Source organism: Pseudomonas sp. GW822-FHT02G04 (assembly GCF_058802085.1).
The window spans coordinates 26660-36844 of sequence record NZ_JBXANU010000041.1 but is presented as its reverse complement, the minus strand read 5'-3'; the positions used below and the strand labels follow the sequence as shown (position 1 = coordinate 36844).

Below are 10185 nucleotides of genomic sequence, written 5' to 3'. Positions count from 1 at the left end.
CCTCCCCCCCCCCCCCCCTCCCCCCCCCCCCCCCCCCCCCCCCCCCCCCCCCCCCCGCTCCTACAACAGGCGATTGCATTCCGATCCATTCAGCGGCGTTTGCTACCGCCAAGCAATGACCCCATCAACCCACGTACCAATTGTCGGCCCAATTGATTGGCCGCCTGTCGCATCGCCGATTTAAGCGCCTGTCCTGCCGCCGTGCCGAGGAATTCTCCGGCCTGCTCGGTGAAACTCGGCTCTTCGGGTGCAGGTTTGCCCGGCGCGGTTTCAGGCTCCGGCGCCAACCCCTTGCGTCCCATCAGCACTTCATAGGCCGATTCGCGATCGACCGGTTTGTCATATCGCCCTTTAAACGGCGAACCGGCAATCAGCACGGTGCGTTCAGTCTCGGTCAGTGGCCCGATCCGCGATTGCGGAGGTGCGACCAATACACGCTGAACCATCCCCGGCGTGCCCTTGTCCTGCAAGGTGCCGACCAACGCCTCGCCGATGCCCAGCTCAGTCAACACCGACAAGGCGTCAAATGCCGGGTTCGGCCGGAAGCCCTCGGCCACTGCACGCAGGGATTTCTGCTCTTTGGCGGTGAACGCGCGCAAGCCATGCTGAACACGCAGGCCCAACTGAGCCAGCACATCATCCGGCAAGTCGCCCGGCGATTGGGTGACGAAATACACGCCCACGCCTTTCGAACGGATCAGCCGCACCACTTGCTCCAGACGATCCTGCAACGCCTTGGGCGTACCGGCGAACAACAAGTGCGCTTCGTCGAAAAACAGCGCCAGCAGCGGTTTCTCGGCATCGCCGCGTTCCGGCAGTTGCTCGAACAATTCGGCCAGCAACCACAGCAGGAACGTCGCATAGACCTTCGGCGCTTCGTGCACCAGACGGCTGGCGTCAAGCAAGTGGATGCGCCCGCGACCGTCCATCGCCGGCTGCAAAATATCTTCCAGTTGCAGTGCCGGTTCACCGAACAACGCTTCGGCGCCCTGCTGTTCCAGCGTCGCCAAACGGCGCAACAGTGCCTGGCTGGAACCGGTGGTCATCAGCGCCGCGTCATCGCCCAGTAATTCGGGGTTATCCCGCAGGTGATTGAGCAGCGCCTTCAAATCTTTCAAATCCAGCAGCAACAGCCCTTCGCGGTCGGCCACCTTGAACGCGGCATAAAGTGCCGATTGCTGACTGTCGGTCAGCTCCAACAGGCTGCCGAGCAGCAATGGCCCCATTTCGCTCAAGGTGGTGCGCAATGGATGACCGGACTGACCGTGAATATCCCATAGGGTTACCGGATACGCCTGAGGCTTATGGTTCAGCCAGGGCATGCCGGCGATCCGCTCCGCGACCTTGCCTTGAGGGTTGCCGGCGGCGCCCAGGCCGCACAGGTCGCCCTTGATGTCCGCCGCGAACACCGCCACGCCTGCATCGCTGAAAGCTTCGGCCAGGCGCTGCAACGTGACGGTTTTACCGGTCCCGGTAGCGCCCGCTACCAAACCGTGACGGTTCGCCAGGCGCATGGCCTGGGCGATTGGCTGGCCCGCGAGGTCAGCGCCGATAACGAGTTGCGATGAGTCAGGCATTTTGTCACCCCTGGTTAATCTTTGATCCTTCATGGCCGATAACAACCGAGAGACCAGACTGAAAATAGCGTCGGTAATTCCCTAAGGAGAGACGGAAATATCAGCTTACTTTCAACCCTGCCCATTTTGCGCGCCTTTATAAAAGCACGCCCTGGACAATAAGACCTTAGCGGACCCACAAGCCATGAATAAAAACCTGCGCTTCAGCCATAAAATACTGCTTGCCGCCGCCCTGATCGTTATCGCCGCATTCGCTTCGTTCACGCTGTACAACGACTATTTGCAGCGCAATGCGATACGCCGCGATCTGGACAATTACCTGCAGGAAATGGGTAACGTCACCGCCAAAAACATTCAGACCTGGCTGGCGGGTCGTAGCCTGTTGATCGAAAACCTGTCACAGACCGTTGCCCTGAACGCCGAGACCGGCAACGTCGCCAAACTGCTGGAACAGAAGGCCGTCACATCGACCTTCATGGGCGCCTACCTGGGCAACAAGGATGGCACCTTCATTATCCGTCCGGACAGCAAGATGCCCGACGGCTATGACCCTCGCGCCCGCCCTTGGTACAAGAGCGCGCAAAGCACCAGCGGTTCTGCCTTGACCGAACCTTATATCGACCTGGCGTCTGGCCAGTTGGTGATTTCCATCGTCGACAGCGTCCTCAAGGACGGTCAGAACATCGGCGTGGTCGGTGGTGACCTGAGTCTGCAAGTGATCACCGACAGCCTCAACGCGCTGGACTTCAACGGCATGGGCTATGCGTTCCTGGTCAGCGCCGATGGCAAGATCCTGGTTCACCCGGACAAAGCGCTGGCGATGAAAAACCTCAAGGACGTCTACCCGCAAGACACGCCCGTCATCGGTAATCAGCCGAGCGAGATCAAAGTCGACAGCAAAACCCGCATCGTGACCTTCACCCCGATCAAGGGACTGTCCTCGGTCAACTGGTACATCGGCCTCTCTGTGGACAAGGACAAAGCCTTCTCCACGCTCAGCGAGTTCCGCGCCTCGGCGATCATCGCGACCCTGATTGCGGTGGCCATCATCATTGGCTTGCTCGGCATGTTGATCCGCCTGCTGATCCAGCCGCTGCACGTGATGACCCGCGCCATGGAAGACATCGCCGACGGTGAAGGCGACCTGACCAAACGCCTGACCATCCAGAATCAGGACGAATTCGGCATCCTTGGCACGGCGTTCAACCGTTTCGTGGAACGGATTCATACGTCGATCCGCGAAGTGTCCTCGGCCACCGGCCAGGTCAACGAAGTGGCCTTGCGGGTGGTGGCTGCCTCGAACTCGTCGATGTTCAATTCCGACCAGCAAGCTTCGCGTACCAGCAGTGTCGCCGCGGCAATCAATCAGCTCGGCGCCGCTGCTCAGGAAATCGCCCGCAACGCAGCGCAAGCGTCGAATCAGGCCAGCGACGCCCGCAGCCTGGCCGAAGACGGCCAGCAAGTGGTGGACCGCAGCATTGCCGCGATGAATCAGCTGTCGAGCATGCTCAGCGCTTCGAGCACCAATATTGAATCGCTGAACAGCAAAACCGTGAACATCGGGCAGATTCTCGAAGTGATCACCAGCATCTCCCAGCAAACCAACCTGCTGGCGCTCAACGCCGCCATCGAAGCGGCGCGGGCCGGTGAAGCCGGACGCGGTTTTGCCGTGGTGGCCGACGAGGTGCGCAACCTTGCGCACCGCACTCAGGAATCGGCGCAACAGGTGCAGAGCATGATCGAGGAGCTGCAAGTCGGCGCCCGCGAATCCGTCAGTACCATGAGCGACAGCCAGCGCCACAGCCAGGACAGCGTGGAAATCGCCAACCTGGCCGGCGAGCGCCTGAACAGCGTGACGTTGCGCATCGGCGAAATCGACGGCATGAACCAGTCGGTGGCCACGGCGACCGAGGAACAGACGGCGGTGGTGGAGTCGATCAACGTCGACATCACCGAGATCAACACGCTGAACCAGGAGGGCGTGGAAAACCTGCAATCGACCTTGCGGGCGTGCTCGGACCTCGAGCAACAGGCTTCGCGATTGAAGCAATTGGTAGGCAGTTTCCGTATCTAACGTCTGATCACAGACACTGTGGCGAGGGAGCTTGCTCCCGCTGGGTCGCGAAGCGACCCCAAAATCGGGATCAAAGGTGTGCCAGATTGAACACACCGGCTGATTTTACGACTGCTTCGCAGCCGAGCGGGAGCAAGCTCCCTCGCCACACAACGGTCTAAAGCCCTTGGCTTCGCCGCAAAACCCCAACCGAACATCTATCCTTCATATAGGTCAACCAAAGGGAGAGCAACGGACCCGGAGGGATGTTCATCGTGCATATCGCTGACATAACCATGTTCTACGCCCCTGCCAGCGGTGGCGTGCGCACGTATCTGGATGCCAAGCACCGTCGCCTGGGCAGCAAGCCGGGCATTTGCCACAGCCTGTTGATCCCCGGGGCTCATTTGAGTGAACAGGATGGCGTTTACACGGTTCCGGCCCCGGCCCTGCCTTTCGGCAAGGGCTATCGTTTCCCCCTCCGTCTCGCGCCGTGGCGCAATGTTCTACAGGATTTACAGCCTGACTTGATCGAAGTCGGCGACCCTTACCTGACTGCCTGGGCGGCTTTGGACGCCAAGCGGCAACTCGATGTGCCGGTAATTGGTTTTTATCACTCCGACCTGCCGATGCTAGTCAGCAATCGCATGGGCAACTGGGTTACCCCCAATGTCGAAGCTTATGTCAGCAAGCTCTACGGCAACTTCGACCGTGTTCTGGCGCCAAGCCAGGTCATGGCCGACAAACTGATCGGGTTGGGGGTGAAGAACGTTTTCGTACAACCCCTGGGCGTCGACTTGCAAACGTTCAACCCCAACGCACGGGATCCAGACCTGCGGGCCGAATTGGGCATCGATGAAAACACTCACCTGCTGATCTTCGCCGGCCGTGGTTCCAAGGAAAAAAACCTGCCGGTGCTGCTCAACTGCATGAAACGCCTGGGCCGTCGTTACCACCTGTTGCTGGTGGGCTCGTCGATGCCGACCCTGGTGCCGCGCAATGTCACAGTTCTCGATGAATTCTGCCCGGCAGCGCAAATCGCGCGCCTGATGGCCAGCGCCGACGCGCTGGTGCATGCCGGCGATCAGGAAACCTTCGGCCTGGTGGTTCTCGAAGCCATGGCCAGTGGCATTCCCGTGGTGGCCGTGGCGGCCGGGGCTTTTCAGGAGATTGTCACCGATCAATGCGGCCTGCTCTGCGCGCCGAACAATCCAGTGGCGATGGCCAACACCGTTCGCGAACTGTTCAGCCAAGGCAGCGCCGCGTTGGGCAAACAGGCCCGCCGGCATGTCGAGCGGCATTACGCCTGGGACGCGGTGGTCGACAGCCTGTTGGGGCACTATCACGCCGTACTCGGTACTCAATGGCCGCTGATCGCCAATGGCTGAGCCCATGAACACACCCAGTCTGTTGTTGGTGCTGCACGACGTTGCGCCGCAGACCTGGCCCGATTACCAGGCCTTCGTCGAAGCCGTCGACACATTGGGTACAGTGCCGATGACCTGGCTGGTGGTGCCGAATTTTCACAAACATAACGACCTTGACGCACATCCGGAGTTTCGACGTTTGCTGAGCCGTCGTGTCGCTCGCGGCGACGAACTGGCACTGCACGGTTACTTCCATTGCGATGAAGGGCCAATTCCCACCACTCCCCGAGACTGGTTCATGCGCCGGATCTATACCCACGAAGGCGAGTTCTACGACCTGCCTCTTGAAGCCGCCCTCGCCCGCCTGCGCGCCGGAATCGAGGTATTCCATCGTTACAACTGGCCGCTCGAAGGCTTCGTCGCCCCCGCCTGGCTGATGAGCGAAGGCACCCGTCAGGCGTTGCGCCAGTTGCCCTTGAGTTACACCAGCGACTCGCAGCATCTGTATCGTCTGCCGGACTTCACTGCAATCGATGCCCCAGGCCTGGTCTGGAGCGCGCGCAGTGCCTGGCGCCGGGGTTTGTCCAGGCTGGTCAGCGAGCAGCGCGAACAACGCTGGCGCCAGGCGCCGGTGATTCGCCTCGGTCTGCACCCGGTGGACATGCGCCATGAGTTCTCGCGTCATTATTGGCTGCAACTCCTCAAGCGTTTGCTCGACGAGGGCCGTGTGCCGATGACCAAGGCCAACTGGCTGGCACAGCAACGCGACCTCATTGGTCGCGCCGCATGAGCCGCGGGATTCTGCTGGTCGTCGCCCTGCTCGCTGCAGTGCTCATCCCGTCGTTGCTGGGCGGCGGCGAGACATGGTCACGGCTGCAACGCTTCCCGCTGGAATGGCTGCTGATCATGTTCGGCATGATCCTGCTGTGCTGGATGCTCAACACCCTGCGCTTGCGCCTGTTGCTGGGCGATCAGCGTGACAAGGTGAGCCGCCTGAAAAGCCTCGGGGTGGTGATGTCCGCCGAGTTCGCCTACTGCGCCACCCCCGGCGGCAGCGGCGGACCGCTGACCATCATGGCCCTGCTGGCGCGCCACGGCGTGCGGCCAGCCAGAGGCAGCGCCGTGTTCGCCATGGACCAGTTGAGCGACCTGCTGTTTTTTCTCTGCGCGCTGTGCGGGATTCTGATTTATGCACTGTTCCAGCACCTCAGTCAGCGCCTGGAATGGATGCTGACCGTCAGCGCCATCTCGTTGTTCGGCGGGCTGTTCAGTTGTGTGTTGATGGCTCGCTGCCACCGTTCGCTGATTCGCCTGAGCGGTCGGTTGCTCGCCCGTCTCAATGTCAAGGAAGCGACCCGGCTTCGTTGGGCGCGAAAGCTCCTGCACTTCCTGGCGGCGTTCACTGACACACTGAAGTTACCCTTTCAGACGTTGATCACGGTGTTTGCCCTGACCTGCCTGCATTGGGTCTTGCGGTATAGCGTGCTGTATCTGGCGTTACGCGGGCTGGGCGTGGACTTGCAATGGGCCTGGTGCTTTCTGATCCAGATGCTGTCATTGAGTGCGGGGCAATTCAGTCTGTTGCCGGGCGGTGCCGGAGCGGCGGAACTGACATCGGCGGCGCTGCTGGCGCCCATGGTGGGGAAATCCACCGCGGCGGCGGCGATTCTGATCTGGCGGACCGTGACCTATTACTTCTATCTGGTGGTCGGTGGCCTGGTGTTTCTGCTGATGCTCGGGCGGCCATTGCTGAAGAAGTTGATGAAGTTCAAGCAAGCTTGAAAGATCTTTTCAGGCGCCCCCGGCTGTATCGTCAGAGTCGTCCTGCAACTGCTCCCACAACTCGGCGGCGCCGGGAAACTCCGTGCCGTCTTCGGGGCTCAGGTCGTCCGGATCGTAGCGGCTCAAACAGCCCTCGCCCAATGTGGCGGGCGCCCTGGAAACGGCGTTATCCAGCGGATCGGCCATGGTCTTTTCCCTCTTTACCCGGATCGTTCCCACGCGGAGCATGGGAACGATCAACAGCGGCTGTCAGAACACGACGGTTTTGTTGCCGTGCACCAACACCCGGTCTTCCAGGTGATAACGCAGACCACGAGCCAGCACCATTTTCTCGACGTCACGACCGAAGCGCACCATGTCTTCAATACTGTCGCTGTGGCTGACGCGCACCACGTCCTGCTCGATGATCGGACCAGCGTCCAGCTCTTCGGTTACATAGTGGCAAGTGGCGCCGATCAACTTCACACCGCGCATCGAAGCCTGATGATACGGCTTGGCACCAACGAACGACGGCAGGAAGCTGTGGTGAATATTGATGACTTTGTGGGCATATTCGCTGCACAAATCGGGCGGTAGAATCTGCATGTAACGAGCAAGTACCACCACTTCGGCGTCGTGCTGTTTAACCAGGCGCGAGACTTCGGCGAAGGCCGGCTCCTTGTCCTGCGGGTTGACCGGTACATGGTAGTAAGGAATACCGTGCCACTCGACCATGCTGCGCAAATCGTCATGGTTGGAAATCACGCAGGCGATTTCGCAATCCAGTTCGTCGCTGTGCCAGCGGTGCAACAAGTCAGCCAGGCAATGGGACTCACGGCTGGCCATCAACACCACGCGCTTCTTCTGCTCGGTGTCAGTGATGCGCCAGTCCATCGAGAACTCTTGGGCAATCGGTGCAAACGCTTCGCGAAAGGCTTCGATACCGAAAGGCAGCGAATCGGCACGAATTTCGTGACGCATGAAGAACCAGCCACTGAGATTGTCCGAGTGATGGCTCGCTTCAGTGATCCAGCCGTTATGTGACGCCAGAAAGTTACTGACTTTAGCAACGATGCCGACGCGGTCCGGGCAAGCAATCACCAGCCGAAAAGTGCGCATGAGGGGGAAACTCCAGAACTTCGCAAAGGCCGCCATTCTAGCGATTGCGCAGCAAAACTGCAGTATTGATGACGCGCGGCCGCGGATTGCGGTCGTCGGCACAGGTTCCGGCGGTGCCATACGCCAGTGCATGGTGCTCTAGTAGCCAGTCTTCAAGAGGTTAACTGTGAATATTTGTGACGCTATTTAACTGTCTCTCCAATGTGTGTCCTATTCACCGCAACTAATTTAAGTAAAACTTCGGTTAAATGTTTACTTGATGAAACACCCTGACTATTATTGTCGCACTGTCACCCTGTCATCCAGCGCCAACATAAGGTAGTCCCCATGTCCTTGATCAACGAATATCGCGCCACCGAAGAAGCTATCAAAGAGCTGCAAGCCCGTTTGAAGAACCTGTCCCAAGACGACAAACTGCAAACCGAGCTGGAATTCGAAGGCAAATTGCGCACCCTGATGGGCGAATACTCCAAATCCCTGCGTGACATCATTGCCCTATTGGATCCAGAGTCCAAAACCAAGGCTCCACGTGGCGGCGCAGTAAAAACTACTGGCACCAAGCGTGCTCGCAAAGTTAAACAATACAAAAACCCGCACAACGGCGAAGTCATCGAAACCAAAGGTGGCAATCACAAAACTCTGAAAGAGTGGAAAGCCAAGTGGGGCGGTGACGTGGTTGAAGGCTGGGCTACCCTGCTGGGCTAAGCCGCAAGCGCGTCGCAGACTGATCCGCGACCAAAAGAACGCCAGCAAATGCTGGCGTTTTTTTATGCCCGGAATTCAAGCGCAAGTCATTTTCGTTTTCAAATATTCAAACGTTTGCGTAATGCCTGGACATGAATCTGCCATTCATCCAGAACCTCTTGCTGAAACGATGTAGGACTAATCGTCAATTGGGCGGCAGCTGTCAGAAAACTTTCCAGCGTATTGGGAGCGCCCCACTCCGGTGCGGACAAACGTTGCTGACAGAATATTCGCCAGCGCTCTTGCTCTTCCAGGCTCAACGTATCGGGAAAGTTGCGTGCGCGATAACGAAACAATAATTCGGGCAAGCGTTCATCATCGAAAGGCCACTGCTCTTGTGCTAATTGCGCAGGGTCGGCGGCTCTGACTTGCTCACATAGACGCCGATCCCGATCGCCGATAAAACCATCGTATAACTGTTGCTCGGGGTCCAGGCTTGCGGCGAAATCCTCGCGGGCATAAATTCCCGACACTTTATCTTGCCAAAGTTGTTGTGCGGCACTTAGCCGCAGCGCCCGTTCCTGATAGAGCGCCATGTCCAGCCCCAAACGTTGCTGATCTTCAGGACGAAGTACCGATAACGGTGCCACGACCGGGCACTTGTTGATGTGTATGAGCTTGAGCGGCACCGGCAGTTCGCCTTCGGCCAGATCGTCACGGCGGGTATAAAGCCGCTGACGCAAGGTTTCGGTATCCAGATCGAGCAGCCCCTGAGGGTCCAGGTGCAGGTCACAGACAATCAGTGCGTTGCGATTGCGTGGATGCCAGGCCAGTGGCAGTACCACGCCGACATAATGGCGTGCCGCCGAAAAGCGTCCGGAAATATGCACCATCGGCTGCAACAGCCGAATCTGGTCCATCACCTTTTGTTTGCTGCGCAACTGAAACAGCCAGTCATACAACTTCGGCTGCTTTTCACGAATCAGACGCGCCAGGGCGATGGTGGCGCGAACATCCGACAGCGCCTCGTGGGCATTCCCGTGATCGATGCCATTGGCGGCGGTCAGGCGTTCGAGCTTGAGCGTCACCCGCCCTTCGTCATCCGTGGGCCAGACGAAGCCATCAGGACGCAACGCATAAGCCGCGCGCACGATGTCGATCAGGTCCCAGCGGCTGTTGCCGCCCTGCCACTCCCGTGCGTAGGGGTCGAAAAAGTTTCGATACAGGCTGTAACGGGTCATCTCGTCGTCGAAACGCAGCGTGTTGTAGCCCGCCCCACAAGTGCCGGGCATAGCGAGCTGGGCATGCACCCGTGTCATGAAATCGGCTTCGCTCAAACCTTGCTCGGCCAGAAGGCCAGGCGTGATACCGGTGATCGCGCAAGCCGCCGGATGCGGCAGGATGTCGTCACTGGGCTGGCAGTAGAGATTGACCGGCTCATCTATTTCATTGAGATCGAAGTCGGTGCGAATCCCCGCCACTTGCAACGGACGGTCGCAACGGGGGTTGATGCCAGTGGTTTCGTAGTCGTACCAGAAGATCGAGGTCACGGGTTGTTCCTGAACTGAAGACCGGCGAAGTCTAGGCGCTCACAGGCTGCCCCGACCAGAGTTCTTGTCATTCA

At 59.2% G+C, this 10185-nt stretch carries 9 protein-coding genes and 1 pseudogene; 6 read left to right on the top strand and 4 right to left on the bottom strand.

The window, feature by feature from the left end; genetic code table 11:
• Positions 1–89 precede the first annotated feature (89 nt).
• On the bottom strand, positions 90–1577 hold the full coding sequence (locus AC1RO5_RS29775) for a helicase HerA-like domain-containing protein (RefSeq protein WP_007933307.1): 1488 nt from the start codon (positions 1575–1577) through the stop codon (positions 90–92).
• A 184-nt stretch (positions 1578–1761) separates the two neighbouring features.
• On the opposite strand from AC1RO5_RS29775, the pseudogene AC1RO5_RS29770 reads away from it, so the two are divergent.
• From AC1RO5_RS29770 to gpgF, 5 genes and pseudogenes are all read left to right on the top strand, one after another.
• A pseudogene (locus AC1RO5_RS29770) lies at positions 1762–2793 on the top strand (HAMP domain-containing protein); the annotation flags it as partial.
• Between the two features lie 93 nt (positions 2794–2886).
• Positions 2887–3651 carry a methyl-accepting chemotaxis protein gene (locus AC1RO5_RS29765; protein ID WP_493179290.1) on the top strand — a complete coding sequence of 255 codons (765 nt, stop codon included), beginning with the start codon at positions 2887–2889 and terminating at the stop codon, positions 3649–3651.
• 245 nt (positions 3652–3896) lie between these two features.
• Complete coding sequence (gpgS, locus tag AC1RO5_RS29760) at positions 3897–5018, top strand: N-acetylglucosaminyl phosphatidylglycerol synthase (protein WP_493179284.1); 1122 nt, start codon at positions 3897–3899, stop codon at positions 5016–5018.
• Complete coding sequence (gpgD, locus tag AC1RO5_RS29755; protein WP_493179282.1) at positions 5011–5787, top strand: N-acetylglucosaminyl phosphatidylglycerol deacetylase; 777 nt, start codon at positions 5011–5013, stop codon at positions 5785–5787. Before gpgS ends, gpgD begins: the two co-directional genes overlap by 8 nt.
• Positions 5784–6779 (top strand): glucosaminyl phosphatidylglycerol flippase, encoded by a 996-nt coding sequence (gene gpgF, locus AC1RO5_RS29750; protein ID WP_493179280.1) that lies wholly within the window; start codon positions 5784–5786, stop codon positions 6777–6779. The genes gpgD and gpgF overlap by 4 nt, the downstream gene beginning before the upstream one ends.
• Before the next feature lie 9 nt (positions 6780–6788).
• Here gpgF and AC1RO5_RS29745 read toward each other — a convergent pair whose 3' ends face one another.
• Both AC1RO5_RS29745 and purU read right to left on the bottom strand, forming a co-directional pair.
• The gene (locus tag AC1RO5_RS29745) at positions 6789–6965 is read right to left on the bottom strand and encodes a hypothetical protein (protein WP_493179278.1); all 177 of its coding nucleotides are present in this window, start codon (positions 6963–6965) and stop codon (positions 6789–6791) included.
• Positions 6966–7028: 63 nt separating this feature from the next.
• Positions 7029–7877, bottom strand: coding sequence for a formyltetrahydrofolate deformylase (gene purU, locus AC1RO5_RS29740; protein ID WP_305409997.1), 849 nt, complete (start codon positions 7875–7877; stop codon positions 7029–7031).
• A 327-nt stretch (positions 7878–8204) separates the two neighbouring features.
• Here purU and mvaT point away from each other — a divergent pair, with 327 nt between their 5' ends.
• Positions 8205–8582, top strand: a complete 378-nt coding sequence (gene mvaT, locus AC1RO5_RS29735) for a histone-like nucleoid-structuring protein MvaT (protein ID WP_007933316.1) — start codon at positions 8205–8207, stop codon at positions 8580–8582.
• A 98-nt stretch (positions 8583–8680) separates the two neighbouring features.
• Here the strand turns inward: mvaT and sbcB are convergent, their stop codons facing one another.
• Positions 8681–10111 carry an exodeoxyribonuclease I gene (sbcB, locus tag AC1RO5_RS29730; protein ID WP_493179277.1) on the bottom strand — a complete coding sequence of 477 codons (1431 nt, stop codon included), beginning with the start codon at positions 10109–10111 and terminating at the stop codon, positions 8681–8683.
• Positions 10112–10185: the final 74 nt, after the last annotated feature.

What these genes read in the sequence shown, in the direction of transcription:
- AC1RO5_RS29775 (WP_007933307.1), bottom strand. Translation starts at nt 1,577, where the DNA reads ATGCCTGACTCATCGCAACTCGTTATCGGCGCTGACCTCGCGGGCCAG.
- AC1RO5_RS29765 (WP_493179290.1), top strand. Translation starts at nt 2,887, where the DNA reads ATGTTCAATTCCGACCAGCAAGCTTCGCGTACCAGCAGTGTCGCCGCG.
- gpgS (WP_493179284.1), top strand. Translation starts at nt 3,897, where the DNA reads ATGTTCATCGTGCATATCGCTGACATAACCATGTTCTACGCCCCTGCC.
- gpgD (WP_493179282.1), top strand. Translation starts at nt 5,011, where the DNA reads ATGGCTGAGCCCATGAACACACCCAGTCTGTTGTTGGTGCTGCACGAC.
- gpgF (WP_493179280.1), top strand. Translation starts at nt 5,784, where the DNA reads ATGAGCCGCGGGATTCTGCTGGTCGTCGCCCTGCTCGCTGCAGTGCTC.
- AC1RO5_RS29745 (WP_493179278.1), bottom strand. Translation starts at nt 6,965, where the DNA reads ATGGCCGATCCGCTGGATAACGCCGTTTCCAGGGCGCCCGCCACATTG.
- purU (WP_305409997.1), bottom strand. Translation starts at nt 7,877, where the DNA reads ATGCGCACTTTTCGGCTGGTGATTGCTTGCCCGGACCGCGTCGGCATC.
- mvaT (WP_007933316.1), top strand. Translation starts at nt 8,205, where the DNA reads ATGTCCTTGATCAACGAATATCGCGCCACCGAAGAAGCTATCAAAGAG.